Origin of the sequence: Cohnella sp. AR92 (assembly GCF_003990975.1) — a bacterium.
Taxonomy (GTDB): Bacteria; Bacillota; Bacilli; order Paenibacillales; family Paenibacillaceae; genus Cohnella.
The window spans coordinates 254,297-273,087 of the sequence record NZ_RZJR01000005.1 but is presented as its reverse complement, the minus strand read 5'-3'; the positions used below and the strand labels follow the sequence as shown (position 1 = coordinate 273,087).

At 50.5% G+C, this 18,791-nt stretch carries 19 protein-coding genes and 2 pseudogenes; 12 read left to right on the top strand and 9 right to left on the bottom strand.

What is annotated here, in order from left to right; genetic code table 11:
* The first annotated feature begins 115 nt into the window (after positions 1-115).
* Together ELR57_RS10050 and ELR57_RS10045 are read left to right on the top strand one after the other, a co-directional pair.
* Positions 116-874, top strand: coding sequence for a MerR family transcriptional regulator (locus tag ELR57_RS10050; protein ID WP_126958924.1), 759 nt, complete (start codon positions 116-118; stop codon positions 872-874).
* Positions 875-1,004: 130 nt separating this feature from the next.
* The gene (locus tag ELR57_RS10045) at positions 1,005-1,628 is read left to right on the top strand and encodes a YdeI/OmpD-associated family protein (RefSeq protein ID WP_126958923.1); all 624 of its coding nucleotides are present in this window, start codon (positions 1,005-1,007) and stop codon (positions 1,626-1,628) included.
* 185 nt (positions 1,629-1,813) lie between these two features.
* Here ELR57_RS10045 and ELR57_RS10040 read toward each other — a convergent pair whose 3' ends face one another.
* Entirely contained in the window at positions 1,814-2,671 is an 858-nt protein-coding gene (locus ELR57_RS10040) for an NAD-dependent epimerase/dehydratase family protein (RefSeq protein ID WP_126958922.1), read from the bottom strand.
* Between the two features lie 174 nt (positions 2,672-2,845).
* On the opposite strand from ELR57_RS10040, the gene ELR57_RS10035 reads away from it, so the two are divergent.
* Positions 2,846-3,403 carry a dihydrofolate reductase family protein gene (locus tag ELR57_RS10035; RefSeq protein ID WP_126958921.1) on the top strand — a complete coding sequence of 186 codons (558 nt, stop codon included), beginning with the start codon at positions 2,846-2,848 and terminating at the stop codon, positions 3,401-3,403.
* A 10-nt stretch (positions 3,404-3,413) separates the two neighbouring features.
* On the opposite strand, the gene ELR57_RS10030 is transcribed toward ELR57_RS10035, so the two are convergent.
* Positions 3,414-4,391, bottom strand: a complete 978-nt coding sequence (locus ELR57_RS10030; protein ID WP_126958920.1) for a hypothetical protein — start codon at positions 4,389-4,391, stop codon at positions 3,414-3,416.
* A 160-nt stretch (positions 4,392-4,551) separates the two neighbouring features.
* Here ELR57_RS10030 and ELR57_RS10025 point away from each other — a divergent pair, with 160 nt between their 5' ends.
* The 3 genes from ELR57_RS10025 (at position 4,552) to ELR57_RS10015 (ending at position 7,627) form a co-directional block, all read left to right on the top strand.
* On the top strand, positions 4,552-5,508 hold the full coding sequence (locus ELR57_RS10025) for a sigma-70 family RNA polymerase sigma factor (RefSeq protein ID WP_126958919.1): 957 nt from the start codon (positions 4,552-4,554) through the stop codon (positions 5,506-5,508).
* A 72-nt stretch (positions 5,509-5,580) separates the two neighbouring features.
* Positions 5,581-6,009 (top strand): SRPBCC family protein, encoded by a 429-nt coding sequence (locus ELR57_RS10020; RefSeq protein ID WP_126958918.1) that lies wholly within the window; start codon positions 5,581-5,583, stop codon positions 6,007-6,009.
* 184 nt (positions 6,010-6,193) lie between these two features.
* On the top strand, positions 6,194-7,627 hold the full coding sequence (locus ELR57_RS10015; protein WP_126958917.1) for a DHA2 family efflux MFS transporter permease subunit: 1,434 nt from the start codon (positions 6,194-6,196) through the stop codon (positions 7,625-7,627).
* A gap of 88 nt (positions 7,628-7,715) precedes the next feature.
* Here the strand turns inward: ELR57_RS10015 and ELR57_RS10010 are convergent, their stop codons facing one another.
* From ELR57_RS10010 to ELR57_RS09995, 4 genes are read right to left on the bottom strand one after another with little or no spacing between them, the layout of a single operon-like run.
* Positions 7,716-8,327, bottom strand: coding sequence for a VC0807 family protein (locus tag ELR57_RS10010; protein WP_305038234.1), 612 nt, complete (start codon positions 8,325-8,327; stop codon positions 7,716-7,718).
* The gene (locus ELR57_RS10005; protein WP_158629984.1) at positions 8,324-8,917 is read right to left on the bottom strand and encodes a TetR/AcrR family transcriptional regulator; all 594 of its coding nucleotides are present in this window, start codon (positions 8,915-8,917) and stop codon (positions 8,324-8,326) included. The genes ELR57_RS10010 and ELR57_RS10005 overlap by 4 nt, the downstream gene beginning before the upstream one ends.
* Before the next feature lie 26 nt (positions 8,918-8,943).
* Complete coding sequence (locus ELR57_RS10000; protein ID WP_126958914.1) at positions 8,944-9,624, bottom strand: DUF2306 domain-containing protein; 681 nt, start codon at positions 9,622-9,624, stop codon at positions 8,944-8,946.
* Positions 9,621-10,196, bottom strand: a complete 576-nt coding sequence (locus ELR57_RS09995) for a CcdC protein domain-containing protein (protein WP_126958913.1) — start codon at positions 10,194-10,196, stop codon at positions 9,621-9,623. The genes ELR57_RS10000 and ELR57_RS09995 overlap by 4 nt, the downstream gene beginning before the upstream one ends.
* A 268-nt stretch (positions 10,197-10,464) precedes the next feature.
* Between ELR57_RS09995 and ELR57_RS09990 the strand changes: the two genes are divergently transcribed.
* Entirely contained in the window at positions 10,465-11,730 is a 1,266-nt protein-coding gene (locus ELR57_RS09990; RefSeq protein ID WP_126958912.1) for an FAD-binding protein, read from the top strand.
* A 201-nt stretch (positions 11,731-11,931) separates the two neighbouring features.
* Here ELR57_RS09990 and ELR57_RS09985 read toward each other — a convergent pair whose 3' ends face one another.
* Both ELR57_RS09985 and ELR57_RS09980 read right to left on the bottom strand, forming a co-directional pair.
* The gene (locus ELR57_RS09985; RefSeq protein WP_126958911.1) at positions 11,932-13,437 is read right to left on the bottom strand and encodes a vWA domain-containing protein; all 1,506 of its coding nucleotides are present in this window, start codon (positions 13,435-13,437) and stop codon (positions 11,932-11,934) included.
* 263 nt (positions 13,438-13,700) lie between these two features.
* Positions 13,701-14,021, bottom strand: coding sequence for a hypothetical protein (locus ELR57_RS09980; protein WP_126958910.1), 321 nt, complete (start codon positions 14,019-14,021; stop codon positions 13,701-13,703).
* 201 nt (positions 14,022-14,222) lie between these two features.
* On the opposite strand from ELR57_RS09980, the gene ELR57_RS09975 reads away from it, so the two are divergent.
* From ELR57_RS09975 to ELR57_RS09955, 5 genes and pseudogenes are all read left to right on the top strand, one after another.
* Positions 14,223-14,921 carry an RNA polymerase sigma factor gene (locus ELR57_RS09975; RefSeq protein WP_126958909.1) on the top strand — a complete coding sequence of 233 codons (699 nt, stop codon included), beginning with the start codon at positions 14,223-14,225 and terminating at the stop codon, positions 14,919-14,921.
* A 70-nt stretch (positions 14,922-14,991) separates the two neighbouring features.
* Positions 14,992-15,789, top strand: coding sequence for a VOC family protein (locus tag ELR57_RS09970; RefSeq protein WP_126958908.1), 798 nt, complete (start codon positions 14,992-14,994; stop codon positions 15,787-15,789).
* Positions 15,790-16,103: 314 nt separating this feature from the next.
* Positions 16,104-16,550, top strand: coding sequence for an OsmC family protein (locus tag ELR57_RS09965; protein ID WP_126958907.1), 447 nt, complete (start codon positions 16,104-16,106; stop codon positions 16,548-16,550).
* Positions 16,547-16,741 (top strand): annotated as a pseudogene (locus ELR57_RS28285) (GMC family oxidoreductase); the annotation flags it as partial. The gene ELR57_RS09965 and the pseudogene ELR57_RS28285, both read left to right, overlap by 4 nt.
* A 24-nt stretch (positions 16,742-16,765) precedes the next feature.
* Positions 16,766-16,930 (top strand): annotated as a pseudogene (locus ELR57_RS09955) (DUF1259 domain-containing protein); the annotation flags it as partial.
* 99 nt (positions 16,931-17,029) lie between these two features.
* Here ELR57_RS09955 and ELR57_RS09950 read toward each other — a convergent pair.
* Entirely contained in the window at positions 17,030-18,682 is a 1,653-nt protein-coding gene (locus ELR57_RS09950; protein WP_126958906.1) for a xylulokinase, read from the bottom strand.
* Between the last annotated feature and the right edge of the window lie 109 nt (positions 18,683-18,791).

Here is an 18,791-nt window from a genome sequence, read left to right as displayed (position 1 = left end):
TCATCATAAGGCCTACTGTAAGAGGAGGGTCAATAACCTTTTCCAGAAAAAAATTCGACTTGACTCTCCTCATAGGGAAGGCTATAAGCTGCGTATGGAAGGGAGGAATGAACCAATGCTGTACACAGTAAAAGAAGTATCGGAACTGTCTCATGTTACAATCAAGACGCTTCATCATTATCACAAAATCGGTCTTCTCTTGCCGAGTAAGGTTAGCGAAGCCGGATACCGGTTGTATGGATCGAAAGAGTTGGAAAGGTTGCAAGAGATTCTTTTTTACAAAGAATTAGATTTTCCCTTGGATCAAATCAAGAAAATAATGGAACAACATTCAGACCGGCTATCCATTCTTTCGAAGCAGGAGGAGTTGCTTCTTAGCCGTAAATACAGGTTGGATAACATCGTTCAAACACTGCGTAAATCCATTTCATGTGCAAAGGAAGGGGAAGCCATGGATAGTATGGAGATGTTCAAAGGTTTTGAAAACGAGGAAAAGTGGAACAAAGCGCTGGCCGAGCAGAATCAATATTTAAAGGAAACGTATGGGATGGAGTCTTTTGAGGTAGCCTCGACGGATGTTCAGGAAATAAATGAACAAGCGGTTGAAGCTGTGACATTTATGAATAACATGGCAAGTTCATTAAGAGAAGGCATAAAACATAACGATGAGAGAATAGAAAATTTGATTCGAAACCATCTTGGGTTTATGAATGAACATGGGAATAAAATTACGACTAATGACTTTGCAGCACAAACTCGATTTTTCCTAAGTGATGACTTTCATCTTATGATGCTCGAAAGCCAGCAAACCGGATTGGCCTATTATCTATCAGCAGCCGCAGAGTCTTTCGCGGAATCACTCCTCTCAAAATAGGTGCAAAAAAGCCACTAAAAGATGGTAGAAATAATCTGGTTCATATATAATAACTATAAAATTTGGTAATCCAAGCGGACAAGGTATAGAGCCACACTATCGGTGAGATACCGGAAGGAGAATATATAAAATGTCACTAGAGGGCACTGACCCAAAAGTTACACAGTACATCGAAAACTCTGAGGATTTTGCCAGACCAATCCTCAATCATCTTAGAGAGCAGATACACAAAAATTGCCCTAATGTAGTGGAATCAATTAAGTGGGGCAACCCGCATTTTGATTACAAAAACGATTTTATGTGCGTTTTAGCCTCATCTAAAAACCACTGTTCGCTCACGTTCATAAAATCGGAGTTCATGAGCGATCCCCGATTTGCTGGCGGCAAGAAGGTAAAGCCAGGCCAGCGTTTTATGAGCAGAATCACGAGTATGTCTGAGCTGCCATCAGATGAAGAACTCGCAGGCTTTATCAAAGAAGCGATGGATTTAAATGACCGAGGCGTGAAACTTGAGAAGACAGCCAAAGCAGCCCCGGGCAGCAACCCAGTGGAAACTCCGGCCTATTTCCTAGAAGCACTATCGAAAAATCCGACTGCTCAACAAGTTTTTGAGAACCAATCACCGTCATTCCGCAAGAACTACATCGTATGGCTTGAAAGTGCAAAGACCGATGCCACACGACAACAGCGAATAGGTGAAGCCCTGGAATGGATTGCCGAAGGCAAAGGTCGATTCTGGAAATACGAGAAGTAAAAGAGCGTCTAACCTCGCAATCGGGGTTTCGAATCCCTCATCCCTATGAAGAGAACTAACGTGAAAGATATCGTAACTAAAAATTCCGAATGCTATGCAATTGATTTTTCCGGCCAGGTGTGCAAAAAGAGATAGCCACTTCTCAAGATTTCGAGAAGGGGCAATCTCTTTTTTGTCTTCAGCTTTTATTTGCCGAGTTGCTCGCGCCACTTGTGTTTCGGTGTCCAGCCGAGCAGTTGCATCGCTTTCTTGCTGTTCAACAAGGCTTCGTGTCCTTCGAGAGGCGTGCGGAAGTCAGTCACTTCCGGATAGCGGGCTGCCATGAGCTCGCGGCTTGGAATGTCCATGCTCGTCTCATCCGATCCGAGATTAAGCGCAACGGAGCCGAGACCTTCTGCTTCGATCGCGAGACGGCATGCCTCCGCGGCGTCGCGGGTGTCGATATAGCTCCACAAAATCCGTTCGCGTTCCTCGGGCTTATGGATCCATGACGGGAACTGCTCGTACCACTCTGGGGGTATCACGTTGCCAAGACGTAACGACACGACCTGCATGCCGGACCGGCGATGAAACATGTCTGCGGTAAGCTCATTAACGACCTTGGATAAGCCGTAGCTATCCTGAGGCAACTGTGGGTGCTCTTCATCCATGGGCACGTATTGCGGTCCGAAAGGATGAACGGCGAAGCAGATTCCGTATGACGATTCACTGGAGGCGATTACCGCCTTCTTAATTCCGAGCCCTGCGGCTGCCTCCAGAACATTGTATGTCGCCATCACGTTGTTGCGGAATGTCGTTTCGGGCGGCACCATTCCCGCCCTCGGAATCGCTGCCAAATGCACGACAGCGTCGGCGCCGGCCAGCGCGCCGTAGGTCTGTCCCAGGTCTTGAAGATCAACGATCAGGGTGGAACACAACGGCTCCTCCGGTTGTCGGGTGTCGACGTTCAGGACTTCGTAGCCTTGCTCGATGAAATGCTTGACCACCCAACGCCCAAGCATGCCGCTTCCGCCGGTTACGACTACTTTTTTCGATTGGCTCATCATTTTGATATTTGCTCCTTCGTATCTAAAGTGTCAATAAGTTCAAGTATAGGATTTTCTAATAAGACAAATCAATCTCCGTATAAGAAATGCTTGTTTTGCCTTTAATAGGACATAAGGCGACGTATTTGAGGTCTACAATGAATGGTAAATGAACGAGAGGAGCAACAGATCATGAAACGAAGAATCATTTTAGATTTAGCGGTGACTTTAGATGGTTTTATTGAAGGGAAAAATGGCGAGGTTGACTGGTGCATTATGGACCCCGAGATGGGGTTTACTCATTTTTTAAATCAAATCGATACCATTCTGTATGGAAGAAAAAGCTACGATTTATGGGGGCAATTCACTCCGGAAGTTCAACATGCGGATTCTGAAAAAGAATTTTGGGAGTTGGTTCATAGCAAAGAGAAATATGTGTTTTCCAGGACGCGACAGGGGACTGATAATAAAGCCGTTTTCATAAATGATAATATTCTTGAAGAAGTTAATAAATTAAAGAATAAGCCTGGCAAAGACATCTGGCTGTATGGCGGAGCAAGTCTTATTACCACTTTTATTAATTTAGGACTTGTTGATGAATTCCGATTATCCGTTCACCCTGTTGTCTTGGGAGAAGGGAAACCGCTGTTTGTGGATATAAAACAGAGGGTGGCTTTAAAAATGGTTGATACAAGAACGTTCTCCTCGGGCGTTGTGCAACTCATTTATCATTTTGATGGGAACGAATAATATTGCAAAGTTAGACCGGCATGCGATAAACCATATATTTGACCTTGTCGTCTTCGAACAGTAAATAGAACTTTAAATAGTCCCCGATGAGATAGCTCCACTGGCTGTTCACTTGGAGATTTGGTTTGCCGATGGCATTCTGTACTTGCTTCTTAGCCATGCCGACGCGGATGTCGCCTCCGGTCGCGTAATCGGGCGAAGAAAAAGCGATCTGCAGATCAGCATGGAGGATGCCTTCTTGATAAGCGGTCGCGTACGAGACGCCGTTCGTGACGTTGTCGTAGTAGGGGATAGACAAGTGCGGCGTCAGTTTGCTTAGCTTCTTCTCCCAGCCGTCGTAGTCCAGTCCATCGATGAGGAGCAAGTCGAAATCGACGCGGAACCCCTCATCAATGGTCAGCACGCCGGCTGCCAGCTCGTCTTGTAGGACGATGTTCTTCAGGTGGAACCAGTTCGCGAAGGCGGAATCGGGAGACAGGATAGGAAGTGCGGCTTGCAAGACGCCGAAGCCCGCGTGATTAGACTTCCCGCCTATTATAAGTAGATTGTCGTCTGAGCGATATTGGTAAGAGAAATCCCCCTGAGGTGCCTTTATTAGAATTGAGAGGGCTTCGTCGTCTTCGGATGGGGGCGCGGGTGTCCATTCGCTTTCTTCGTTCTGAGACGTGCGGATCCGCTCGAGATCGTATAATAGTTGCTCTTCGAGTTTACCCTCATGCGCGATCGGCTCGCCATCGGATAAGCGGTTCAATGAGATAGACTTGACGTCCTCGAGAGCGTAAGGAATTGCGGAAGCGGGGAAAGGCGCTGCAGATGGCTCCGGTGTCGATGGAGCAGTCGTCGGCGTCGGCAGGGGCATCACAGCGATGGTGGTCTCCGTTGGTTCGGGGGAGGCGGACGATAGGACGGAGACGGCTTCGTTCCTTGCCTCGCAGCCAGCGAGGAACAGTGCGGCGATGATTAAACGACCGTGCCTTCTGACGCTCATGATTGGCGCCTCCATCTGCAATATTTTAATAGTTAGACGTGGTAAAATGGAATTAGTCGCAATGGTTTCCAAATTATGAAGCGGTATGCGCGAATAAGCCCGACACAACTCATAGCCATTTCTCTTCCTTCACCTTAAGGATCGTTAACAGGAGGCCAAGATGAACGAGACCGCTTTTGATAGTGAGATAGTAGAGAGCTTTAGGCCGGGGCTAACGTCGTTCTGTTATCGAATGCTAGGATCTATCGATGATGCGGACGATACGGTTCAGGAAACTTTCATTCGGGCATGGCAAAGCTGGAGCTCGTTCAGGAACGATTCTTCGATCAAAACATGGGTCTACCGAATCGCGTCGAACCTATGCTTGGACAAATTGAGACAAGCCAAGCGCCGAACGCTTCCCGTTGATCTATCCGATCCGGCGGTCTCCATCCTTGCACCCACCGAGACGTTGCCCGACTCCACCTGGATTTGGCCTTCTCCCGACTTCGGAGACAATCCGGAGGAGGCTCTTGTTCGCAAAGACACTCTTCAGCTTTGCTTTATTGCGCTCTTGCAAGCCTTGCCTCCGCGCCAACGGGCGGTTCTCATCTTGAAGGATGTATTCGAATGGCCATCCAAACAGATCGCGGAGACGTTAGGGATGTCGCCGGCAGCGGTGAACAGCGCGTTGCAAAGAGCCAGGGAGACGTTGGACCGAACGCAGCTTCGTTCCGACGAATTCAGCAGGATGGGCGAAGGGCCGGATCCCGATCTACTCTCTCGTTATGTGGAAGCGTTCGAACAGTTCGATATCAACGCGCTTGTCGCATTGTTCCATGAGGAAGGCTGCATGTCTATGCCGCCATTCGCCATGTGGATACGCGGTCAAGAAGATTTGTCCAAGTTCTTTGCGCTTACGCGTTGGCATTGCGTGGGGTCGAAGTTCTTGCCTGTTACGGTGAATGGCGGTTATCCTGCCTTGGCGCAGTATGTGCCGAGCAGCGAGGCATCCGTCTTGGTTCCATGGGGCATCCACGTGATTGAGGTCAAAGATAAGCAAGTGTTCCATGTGCAAAACTTCATCAATACGAAATTATTTGCCCGATTGGGGCTTCCGGAACGAATCCACCGATGAATAGGGCAAGCGGATTTCGTCTATATAGTTGAGAAGCGAAATTTTCAACCAATCGGAGAGGTGTCGATAACAATGGAAACGACAAACCAAACGAAAGTAACCGTGCAGGCCGTCATTCAAGCTCCCGTAGACAAAGTGTGGACCTATTGGAACGAGCCGAATCACATCACCAAGTGGAATCAGGCGTCGGAGGATTGGCACTCGCCAAGGGCGGAGAACGATCTTCGGGTCGGCGGCAAGTTTACGACAAGGATGGAAGCGAAGGACGGCAGCATGGGCTTTGATTTCGGCGGCACTTATGACATCGTGAAGCAGCATGAGGCGATTTCCTACACCATGGGCGATGGAAGGAAAGTCGATATTGCTTTCGTTGATCAAGGAAACGCAACGACGGTCATCGAGACTTTCGACGCCGAAAGCACCCACCCCGTGGAGTTTCAGCAGGCAGGCTGGCAAGCGATAATGAACAGCTTCAAAAAGTACGTCGAAGAATCGAAGTAATCATCGGGAGGCGTCCGCGAGGGCGCGTCTTTCCTGTTTTATGGAAGATAAATCATCCTCTAGAACGATTGCAATCGTGCAATAAAAACAGTACCATTTTGTGGTAAAAGATTAAGCGAAATGAGGGGAAAAGTTGTCTAGCCATTCAAATGCAGTTGCAACAGCGGAGGACGCTCCGTTCTCAATGAAAGCGATCATGGGGCCTCTTATGGCGATCGTCGTCGGCATGATCATGGTCATCCTCGACAGCACGGTAATGAACATCGCGCTGCCGACTTTGATGGACGATTTCAAGTCCACCGTCAATACGATGCAATGGTCGATCACGGCTTATACGCTGGCGCTGTCCGCGGTTATTCCATTGGCCGGCTGGCTGACCGATCGATTCGGCGCCAAGCGGGTTTTTCTGATTACGATTTTTTTGTTCACGGCAGGCTCCATTCTTTGTTCGTTTGCCGCTACGCCTGAACAGCTGATTATCTATCGCGTTATTCAGGGGATCGGCGGCGGCATGGTGCAGCCGATCGGGATGGCGATTATTTTCAAGCTCGCTCCTCCTAACAAACAAGGCGCAGTTATGGGAATGCTCGGCATACCGATGATGCTCGGACCTGCGCTCGGACCGGTATTGGGCGGTTATTTGCTGGAATACGCGACCTGGCACTGGATCTTCCTTATCAATCTGCCTATCGGCATCATCGCGATCCTAGTCGGCCTTAAATACCTGCCGAAAGTGGAACGCAAAACCGTGCCGACGCTCGACTTCTGGGGGATGCTGCTTGCGCCGATCGCGTTCGCTACGTTATCTTACGCGGTAAGCGAAGGCGGCAAGGATTGGGGTTCTACGAATACGATCGTCAGCCTAATCGTTGGTATCGTCGCGTTGGTGTTGTTTATTATCGTTGAGTTTCTCCATAAACAACCATTGCTGGAGCTTCGGGTATTCAAGTCCGCGGACTTCACGATCGGAATCGTCGCGTCTTGGTTAATGACCATGGGATTGTTCGGGTCTTTCTTGTTCGTGCCGATGTACATGCAGCAGGTCTTCCATTACGAGCCGCTAAAAACCGGGTTCATGATCCTGCCGCAAGTCGCGATGACGGGACTGTTCATGCCGATCGGCGGTAGGCTGTTCGACAGATTCGGCGCCCGCATCGTATCCACGGTCGGGATCGCCCTCGTTGCGGCAGGACTGTTCTATATGTCGCAGATCCAAGCGGATTCGGGCGCCGGATACGTGATCACGGCGACGATGATCATGGGCGCAGGCATGGGACTGTCCATGATGCCGGTGAATACGCACATCTTGAAAGTAGCGCCGCGTCGGCTCGTCGGCCGGGTAACGCCGCTTACGTCGGCCGCCCAGCAGGTCGTGGTTTCGTTCGCGGTTGCGGGATTGGCAAGTTATATGGGTACGCGAATCGAGGATCATATGGCCGCCACCAAAGGCGATGCAGCCGTCTCGCTCGTCTCGGCTTTCGGAGATACGTTCTTCGTCGCCGGATGCATCGCAGTGGCCGGCGCCTTGTTGGCCATTCTGCTTCGGAGGCCTAAAGCCGTGAAAGATGACGACGCGGCTTCGGATCAAGCCAATGCTCCCGTTATGATAGGGCATTAAGAGATACCGCCGCATATTCGCGATCTGAGTACAGAGCACGGTTGATTGATTCCCGTTGCTCTGTATTTTTTCATGCGCGAAATGAGGGTTACCCCTGTATCCTTCGCAACAGCCTTCTTCGCATTAGGATGCTGCATAAGATTGCCGCCCCAATAAAGCTATAGAACAGCACATTAGACAAGAGCAGGAAGGCAGCCGTATCCACCTGATAGATCAACCAGACGCGAATGGCCGATTCGCTAATCAGCATCGCTGCCCACATCGCGGTGATGAGGCGGCACATTTTACGGAAATAGGGGATTTGCCATTTCTCCTTCAGCGATTCCTCGTTTGCTGCCGGGACAAACCGGAGGGAAAGGCTGTAGATCAGAGGCTTTTCGAGCAGCAGCGAGAACAGGAACACGCAGCCGATCGAGACAGTCACAAACGATTCGCGGAGCAGCACCATGCGCTCGTCTCCGCCGACCAGTGCAAGCCCGACCCCGAGTACGAAAGCCCCGACCATCAGCAGGCCGAAGCTGTCCACCCTTTTATTTCTCATCCAATAATAGAGCTGTTCCGCCAGGGGGACGCTCATTGCAACCAGAAGGGCAGTCAGCCCCGAAGTATTGTTCTTGAGCAGCAGGTAGATCAAGTAGGGAGCGAATCCATTGAACAGAATCGTAGCGATGAGACTGGAGGGGATACGCAACCGGCTCATTGCAGCGATTTAAAAATCACGTTAAAAATATCGTCGAAGCCGAACTTCTCTTCGTCTTGGACGATTATGCGATGGGTGCGCAGCCCGTAGGTGAAGATGTTAAACAGTGTCGACAGCTTGACGGCGTCAATATGCGACGGAATGGCTCCCGCCTGCTGTCCGCGCTGAATCCATTGAATCGAAAGCTGATGGGTGTATTCGTACAATTCGGTCAGGATCTTGGCGATCTTCGGATTCTCGCTTTGGCTGAGCAGATAGGTGAAAATTTTATTCGTTACGGATTCATTGTCCGTATTGATCATCATTCTGCCGACGATCATCTGAATCGGGGATGAAGCGTCGCCGCTTGCCGCATGGGTTACCGCCGTATGGAAGTTTTCGTTGATTTTCTCCATTTTTGAGATGAGAATGCGACCGAACAACTCGTCTTTCCCGGACACATAATGGTAGATCGCGCCTTTGGACAGGCCCGATCGATCCATAATATCCTGCAGCGTCGTTTTGTTGCAGCCTTTCTCCCGGATCAGCTGCTCTGCCGTATCCAAGATAAGCTGAAAGCTTGAGCTAGGAGGATTCAAATCAGGCGTCATCATCAGCACCTCCCCTTTCTATTCTATCATTGTATACCAACGGTCGGTTGGGGCAAAGAGGGATTATGAGTTCCTCGGCTGCCGCGTCTTCTGCGATAGACAATCCATTCCGCGACAATCAAGTTGACCATCCAGCATGACCATGCCGAGAACCGGTAGGCAGGTTCGAATTCCGAGACCATCATCGAGAGAGGCAATACGATTCGCAGGCTCACTCCGGCGAAGGTTAAAGCATAGCTGCGGTACATCCATCGGATATGCGATTCGAGCTGTTTGCGGCGGGCAAACTGGACGGCTTTAAAGGTCGTAAGAATCCATAGGAAATCAAGCGTGAAAAAGGCGGTTCTGGCCAACCACCCGCCGCTCGCGTAGAGCGATAAGTAGATGTTCACGATGGCGCTGATAAGGATGGAGTAGGCGTATAGCTTTCCAAGCATTCTGTGCAGAGACGTTCGCTTGGCCCCTTGCGGCCTGCGAAGAAGCTGGTACAAGCCGATGCCAAGCGCTATGCAACCGGTAATGATATGCGTGTAGAGAATATAAACCCATGGGCGATAATGAAAATCGGGGTTCTTCAGCTTGAAGTCGACGAGCGCGGCCTGCTTGGCGCCGAATATCCCGTATTGAAGGAAGGCATAGCCGAAAATGATGAAGGTTACGCTGAGAACAGCGAGTACGGCGATCGTTCTTTTGCTCAGCTTGCTCATTGGGATCTCTCCTTGGCAGCGACTGGCTGCGCGTATTGGGGTCCTTGCAGGAAGGCCGCCGGCGAAGCTTCGTGTTTCTTCTTTATTTGTCTGTAGCTGATAAACATATAGGCTCGCCACAGGAAAGTGAACAGAACAAGAGCGGCAATGTACATGGCGAGCATCAGTTCGATGTCCGGGCGGTGGTCTGCGGTAAGAATGGGGTAAGCATGGAACACCTTATCGCGAATCAAGTAACGGATATACGGAAAGCCGATCAGAATGGCGTAGAACAGATAGTTTGTCTTAAAAAAGATGCGCCCATTAACCATCTGGAATTTGGTAGTCAAAATGTAAGGAATGGCTAACCCAACGCCTATACCGATCATCCATAACACTTGCCCGGTTGTGGCGCGGCTTCCCATGCAGTAGAAGATCCACGGCAGCGGCGCGAGCAAGAGCCAATCCCCGAGCAGAATTCGACGTCCGCTTCCGGTAAACTCCTTCCTCGTCTGCATAAATTGCTTCAGCGTCATCCAGATAATAAGTGCCCAGACGCCATATCCGATCCAATCCCATTGTTGTTGAGTCATTGTGTATTCGCTCCTCTTTATTTTGGTAAATTAGCTTCCTCCGAGGCTGTAAATTCAGGCTTGAAATTACAGACCGACGGTCGGTCTTGTTGTTTTTAGTTTACGTACCGCCCGTCGGTTTGTCAACCATAAAATAACAAAAACTGTTGTGTAAAAATCCTAATGTGGCGGAAGAGGAGTAAGGGAGTAGTAAGCGAAATGAATTATAGAGCCCGGCGAGCGGGATGCCGCGGCACAAAGCACAACGCAGAATGGAGCGAAGAGGACAATGGGAGAGGAACGCAACTGGGCGGGGAATTACCGATATAGCGCCGCGGAGCTGTTCGAGCCTGAGAGGATGGAGCAGCTCCAGGAATGGGTAGCAAAACGCGAGAAAGTCAGAGCGCTTGGTTCGCGGCATTCGTTCAACAGCATTGCCGACACGCCCGGCAGCTTGGTTTCATTGAAGAAGATGAATCAAGTATTGGAGCTTGACCGTTCCCGCGGGACCGTTACGGTGGAGGGAGGCATCCGGTACGGAGAATTGGCTGGCTATCTGCATGCGAACCATTATGCTCTGCACAATCTGGCCTCTCTTCCCCACATTACGGTTGCCGGCGCTTGCGCAACGGGGACGCATGGCTCGGGAGACCGGAACGGCAATCTCGCTACCGCCGTACGCTCCGTTGAGATCGTTACTTCGAGAGGAGAAGCGGTCGTCTATACGCGCGGCGAACAGCCGGAGGCAGAGGGAGCCATCGTCCATCTCGGGGCCCTGGGCGTCGTGTCGAAGCTGACGCTGGACATCGTGCCGAGCTTTGACATCAGCCAGCGGTTGTTCGAGAATCTCGCTCTATCCAGGCTGGAACGCCATTTTGACGTTATTTTCTCGAGTGCGTATAGCGTCAGCTTATTTACCGATTGGACAAGCGATCGCTTCAATCAGGTGTGGTTAAAAAGTCTTGCCGGTGAGGATGAACCATTCGCCGGGGAAGATTTCTACGGGGCGACGAGGGCTGCTGTGCCGCTGCATCCCGTACCGGGCATATCCGCGGAGCCGTGCAGCGAGCAGCTGGGGAAAAGAGGGCCCTGGCACGAGCGTCTGCCTCATTTTCGAATGGAGTTTACTCCGAGCGCGGGGGAGGAGCTGCAAAGCGAGTACTTTGTGCCGCGAAGCCATGCCTACGCTGCGTTAGAGGCGATTTATAAACTGCGGGAGCATATCGCTCCGCTGCTCTATATTTCGGAGGTGCGCACCATTGCCGCCGATTCGCTATGGATGAGCCCCAGCCACAACCGGGATTCCGTCGGAATTCATTTTACATGGAAGCCGAACTCGGAGGCGGTTGAGGGTGTGCTGCCGCTCATCGAAGCCGCTCTCGAGCCCTATGAGGCGCGCCCGCACTGGGGCAAGCTGTTCACCATGGCGCCTGAGCGGTTAACGTCGCTCTATGAGAAACGCCTCGAATTTCAACGTCTCTCCGTTAGCTGCGATCCGACAGGAAAGTTCCGTAACCCATTCCTGGATCGGTACCTGTACGGAACCTTATCCTAGCTTCAACCAAGATACAAACCCGGTCAAGTTGACCGGGTTTGTTTACGACTATTTCTGCACATTAGGTCTTCCTTGATCGCTCGGATCGTTCGATCGTGATGGGCTGCTCTTGGGGTTGTTTTTGTCTTTCTTGGTTTTCGTGCTCACGTTATCGTTCACCTCCCGTATTTTCCATAAAGAGTATTTCACCAAACCCTTATTTTATTTCTTGCTAATCTCCATGAACCTCTTGATCAATTCGCCGAACTCTTCTTGCTGCTCGCTGGAGGCATGCTTCTCCGCCATCTGGAGCACCTTCTGAATCCGGCTCGTCCCGACGCCTTCGCTGTCCTTCATGATCTTGGCGAATTCGGCGACAGCGGCAATAAACAAGGTTTTGTCGGACAGCTCTCCGGAAGGACCGATCGATGCTTCCGACTCCCGCGATCTGTTGTTATTGTCCACGTCTTTGTAACGAATCGTAACCGTGCCCCAATGCTTGGAGGCGTTGTCCTTCAATTGAATCTCATATAGCGCGGTTACGGAATGGCCGGCCCCCACTTCCCCGCCGTCGACGTGGTTATTGCGGAAATCCTCATCCGCGATTGCCCGGTTCTCATAGCCCAGGAGACGATAGCCCTTGACTTGCGCGGGGTCGAATTCGACTTGGATCTTGGCGTCCTTGGCAATCGTTTGCAGAGTCCCGGTCAACTGCTCTTGGAAAATCTTCTTCGCTTCATCGATGTCGTCAATATAGGCGTAGGCTCCATTGCCCTTGTCCGCCAATTGCTCCATGAGCACATCGTTATAATTGTCCATGCCGAAGCCGAAGGTGCTGAGGTAAAGGTTCTGTCCGGCGTAATCCTCGATCGTGCGGAGAATGCCCTCCGAATCGGTCTCGCCTACATTGGCCACGCCGTCGGAGCACAGGATAACGCGGTTAATCGCTTCTTTGTCGTAGGTTTTGCTGGCCAATTTGTAACCTAACAGCAGTCCTGCTTCCGCATTCGTCGAGCCTTCGATCTGAAGCTCATCGATGGCTTTCAGAATAACCTCCTCCTCTTCGACCGCAGTAGGTTCCAGAACCGTACGGGCCTTCGAGCCGTACACGACAATGCCGATCCGATCATCGTCCTTCAACTGATTGACCAGAAGCGCTAGGCTTCGCTTGACCAATCCGATCCGGTCGTCTTGGTTCATAGAGCCCGACACATCGATAACGAACGTTAGATTCGCTCTTTTCCGTTCCTCCGATCCGATCTCCTTGCCTTTGATTCCAATTCGGACGAGCTGGGTGCCCTCTGTTCCGAACGGAGAGGGGCCGGCGTCGACATGGATGGCGAACGTATCGTTCTTAGGGGGCGCATCGTTCAAGTCGAAGTAATTAATGAATTCCTCCAGACGGATCGCTTCCTGAGGCGGCAGGTTCCCGTTCTGAATATAGCTTTTGGCCAAGGTGTAAGAGCCCGTATCGACATCCATCGCGAACGTAGACAGCTTATCTTCTTCTGTAGAAACATAGGGGTTCGTCCCGTAATCCTGGAAGAACATATCCGAAGGGACGGAGGGTTGAGGGGCCATTGCTATCGGGTCTTCCGCTTTCGACTCTACCGCGGACGGCGCATCCGGAGCCCAATCGTCCGATGATTCGTTATCGTTATTGGCACTGCAGCCTGCGACTAGAACCCCAAGCAAGAGTACGAACAGCAAGCTCATCCTTCTTCTCATCTGGAACGCCCCCATAAAATTGATTAATGTTACAATAATATTACAGAAGTATTTCTATTGTGTTTCTTGTTTGCGGCATAATAGACGATTCGGCTTATGACAATGTTGCATTTTTTCCAAATTTTATCCACAAACATAAAAAGGATCGGGTCAGCTCACATAGGTGAACTTCCGATCCAGAGTAGAAGGGGGATTTTTGCGATAGGTAACCTGATCGTTCAGTTTGAATGCGACCAAGTCATCCCGCCCTTGCCTATAAAATACTAAGCTACCTCACCAGCAAACGAAGCCACTACTTCTTTTGTGACATCTTTTCCTCCTCGTAGATTGCTTACCAATGCTCCGATTGTATAGATCGGTCCCCACGGAATTCCCCACCATCCTAGAACAGCGCTAAGAAGCGTGAACGGTAACCCTTTAGCGACGGAACTCTCGTTATATCTAATAAAGTAGATGTTTGAACCGCGCTTAAACGTCATTACTAAGATAGAAAAGCAATATGTGTAGATCACGAATTTCCCGCCTTGCTGCAACTCGCGTTCAAGGCTGCTTCTATCCATATTCTCGATTCCATGGATTTTCATTGCATGTCTCCTTAGCAAATAGGTATAGGCTAAAAATGTATCACACGACCATATATTCTACAATTTTCTACATTTTCCTTCTACACGGTACGCAATAAGCAAATCGACTAGATCGCATCGGAGGGTTAGAGGAATCCGATCTTTTATCGTCGAATTCTATCATACAGATTTGGAATTAATTGAGGGAAGCAGCGATGTTGGATGTCGGAAGACGATTTGGACGAGCTTCGCAAGAAAACGATCCGGTATTGCCAGCGTATTGCCGGTTCGGAATGGGATGCCGAGGATTTGGCCCAGGAGACCCTGATTCGACTGGTGAGGCTCAAACGGGAAAATCCGGATACGGCCATCTCCAATGCGTTCATCTTTCGAATCGCTCATCATTTGTGGGTGGACAGGCAGCGTAAGAAGCGGGTCTCGGAACAGCCGATCGATGACGCCCGCGATGTCCCGGAATATTCGCAGCGGTATGACACGCGCGAATTGCTGGAGCTTCTGGTCGAACGGCTGCCTGCCAAGCAAGTCGTGGTGCTGCTCTTGATGGATGTGTTCGATTATACGGCCAAGGAAGTGACGGGGTTCATTGCCGGTACGGAGAATGCGATCCTCGTCACTCTGCATCGAGCGAGAAAAACATTAGAGAAATGGGCTTCGACCGAGGAATCGATCGAATCATCCAACCGCAAACAAAAATCCGATAGATTCCAACAGGGCGCCTTGTTCGAGCAGCTTCTGCATGCGTTCCGGCAGCGCAGCCCGAAGCGGATCCGCCAGGCGTATATCGACCTCTTAGGGGAAGGGATTCGGGTTCAACGAATTTCCCTGCGCGACAACCGCATTGTTTTCTTACTAAGCGACCCTAACGGCAATTTATTCAGAATTAGCACGGAACAATCGTAATGAGCTGTAAGATTCGGCTGCGTAACGACGTTTATTATACGTAATAACATCCAATAGAGGGGGAGTATCCATGCATGTCCGTATTGAAATGCTAAGCTTGCCGGTAAGCAAGCTCGAACAGGCTGTCGAGTGGTATGGGAGGCTTGGATTTACCCAAGTGCATCATGGAGCCGACAACCAACAGGCACGAATCATGGTCGGTAGAGGTCAGTGGATTCAGCTGGTGCGCACAAGTCGGCATGCGAATATGAACTTTTATAACAAGGAAGGGTATGAGATGTTCCCCTGTACGATCAAGACGGCCGACGTACGCGGAAGGCATCATCGACTCGCGGCAAGCGGGTGGGATGCGGGTGAATGCCTAGATGAGTGCGGCTATAACTTCAAGGCTTACGATCCCGACGGCAATAGGCTAAATCTGTGGGGCGGATTTATCGGATTCGAGAACGCTTCCCCCGACGGCATCGACACCGTCTATATCCCGGTCGCGGATTTAAAGTCGTCTAGCGATTGGTATATCAAGTACTTCGGAACTGTTCTGGAAAAGCCGGGGCAATATGAATTCCATAGACTCCCTTCCGGTCAGACGATCATGCTGGTCGAGATCAAGGATGGGAAGCGATTGAGAATCGAGGCCGAGCTGCAAGAGGAGCAGTACGGGGTTTCGTTGGCGGTGGATGATTTTAACGGAATGGTGCAGGCGTTGAGAGACGGCGGAGAACAAGTCGTGGAGGTGCGGGAGGACGAGCGGGAACGGATGCAGGCGATCCTTGCCGATCCTTCCGGCAACGTAGTCCGAATCGTGGAAGAGGTTTGGAATGAAAGCCTCCCTTCCGAAGAAAAGGTATTGGTTAACCAGCAGGCGTAAAAAGCGCGGCATCCGACAGTCGGAGCGATATTGGCCTTAAATACAGAGCGTGGAGGAATCCTCCGTCGCTCTGTATTTTTTATGTGGCGGAGGTCATTGTCCTGGTCTATGCACGTCGACGACATGGTTCTCGCTGGCCGAGAGCGAGATCACTTCGGCTTCCGAATAATGGAACCTATCCTCCGTTTCCAGAGATGGTAATTTGGCAATTTAAGGGTTGACAGTATTTCGCTTTCAATTTAATATAATCATAGCGGAAAAGTATGATTTATATCATTGGATATCAACGAACCCATCAGAAGGAGGCTTTTAAAATGGCCAGTCTCCAAACCTTTAAAGCATCTGCGCATTTGCAAGACGGAGTTCAAGTGAAGGTATCCTCCCGGAACTTTGGGTTTGTCATCGACGAGCCTAAGAGCTTGGGCGGCACCGATACCGGTATGAATCCGGTCGAAGCTTTGCTGGCCTCGTTGGGGGCCTGTCAGTCTATCGTGGCCAGAGTGTATGCACCTAAGTTCGGCGTGAACCTTAAGGACTTCTTCGTAGAGGTAGAAGGCGATATTGACCTGGATGGCTTCTTCGATAAGTCTGAGGTACGTCCTGGCTATTCCGATATTCGGTATACATTCCGAATCAAGACGGATTCGCCGAGAGATCAGGTTGAACAATTTGTGCGATTCCTGGAGAACAAATGCCCAGTTGGGGATACGCTCGCAAATCCGGTTAATCTCAAGCTGGACCGTATTATCATCGAAAGCTAAGCGACCCGGATAGCAAGACCTCGGTGCTTCTTATAGAAGCAGGCGAGAATAATGATAAGGATAAGCCAATCCGGGATTCGACTTTTGCTATAGAGCTGGAAGAGCATTTTTATCCGCAATATTTCTGGCAAGGGGAAGGAGTGCCTCAAGAAGGACTGGATAGCCGGATGTTCGAATGGACAACGGGGAGGTAACTGGGCGGGGGGTCGTCGATTAATGGATTGGTATCGAACCTTCGTAAAAATGGGGTCAAGGTAACGGCCCTCCACAATCACTGGTTGTTCAAGAATCCGCGTCTTATGTATATTCACTGGGAGTCGATCGATAATCCTATTGCCTTCGCCCAAAAGGTAAAACGTTCTATCGCTTTCTTGGGTTAAAGCACTTTCTCGTTCAGCTCAGATGGAAGGCCGTGATGCTCACCCTAATGGTGCGCAACCACGGCCCTTCGTGTAACGGCCGTAATAATCTTTGCTCCACTACCATTCCGCCTTTTGGGATATTGTCACGCTGCCCTCTCTTGTTTTCCCGTTCTCCACAAGATGATCGACCGCTGCTTGCTCGATTGCTAGCCCCTCCGTATAACGCTCCATAAACAAAGCAAAGCCATTCACATCCGCGCTTTCGGGGTAAACCTCCTGCCCTTGCGCCTCATGGAACACTTTGGCGGCGAGATAATCGGCCAACCCCTCGTGCTGCTCCTTATTAAGCATATAGGATGCCAGAATGGCCATCCCCCATGGGCCGCCCTCGCCTGCCGTAGAGAGGACCGAGACAGGAACATTCAATGCCGCGGCGCACATTTTTTGACCGACGAGCGGCGTCTTGAACAAGCCGCCATGCGCCAGAATACGATCAATCGTTACCTGCTCCTTCTGTGTCAAGATATCCATCCCGAGCCTAAGCGCCGCAAACGCGGTAAACAGATGTACCCTCATGAAGTTAGCCAGATTAAAGCGGCTTTCCGGAGAGCGAACGAAGAGCGGACGACCCTTAGCAAGCCCCGTAATATTCTCGCCTGAATAGTAGCCGTAGCTGAGCAAGCCGCCGCCATCGGCGTCTGCTTCCAGCGCTTTGTTGAACAGGATACTGAATAACTGGTTCCTATCGGGCTTATGCCCCATTGCTTCATAAAATTCGCGGAATAAGCCGAGCCATGCATTGATATCGCTGGAGCAGTTATTAGCGAGAACCATGGCGACAGGGCTGCCGTCAGGCGTAGACACGATGTCAATCTCGGGGTACACCGCGGACAAATCTTGCTCCATGACAAACATCGCAAAAATCGACGTGCCTACGGAGATGTTGCCGGTACGCTTCTCTACGCTATTCGTTGCGACCATGCCCGTTCCGGCATCGCCTTCCGGAGGACAAAGCGGAATGCCTGCTTGCAGGCTGCCTGATGGATCCAACAGTCGGGCACCGGCTTCTGTGAGATATCCAGCTTGTTCGCCTGCAGCTTGAACTTTAGGCAAGATATCTTCCAGACTCCAAGGGTAGGCTTTGCCTGCGATTAAACCGCCAAACTTCTTTATCATATCTTCGTTATATTGCCGCGCAGTGGGATCGATCGGGAACATGCCGGAGGCATCTCCTATGCCAAGAGCCTTGCTGCCCGTCAACAGCCAATGAATGTAACCCGATAAGGTCGTCATATAATCGATGTAAGCGACATGCTCTTCATCGTTCAGAATCGCTTGATACAAATGGGCGATGCTCCAGCGTTGGGGGATTTTATACCGGAATTTCTCCGTCAGCTCCGACGCGGCTTCACCCGTTGTGGCATTGCGCCATGTACGGAATGGAACCAACGGCTTACCTGCGCGGTCTAGAGCAATATAGCCCTGCATCATGGCCGAACATCCGATGGATCCGATTCTCTGCAAGGTGACGCCATACTTTCTCTCGATCTCCTGCTTCAATTGGCGATAAGTTTCTTGCATCCCGTTAACCATCTCTTCGAGATCGTAGGTCCAATAACCGTCGATCAACTGATTCTCCCACTCATAGCTGCTGGAACCGATGGTTTCGAACTGGCGATCGATCAAGACGGCTTTGATCCGAGTAGATCCGAATTCGATGCCGAGCGAAGTTTCTCCCTTGACTATTGCCTCTCTTATTTTCTGATCCATAATGGCTCAGTCCCTCTCCAAATTAGAAAATTGAGGAAATTATAGCATGAAATAACCATAATAAAGAAATGGTATAATAGGATAAAAAAACGCGAAGCGGGAAAAAGGT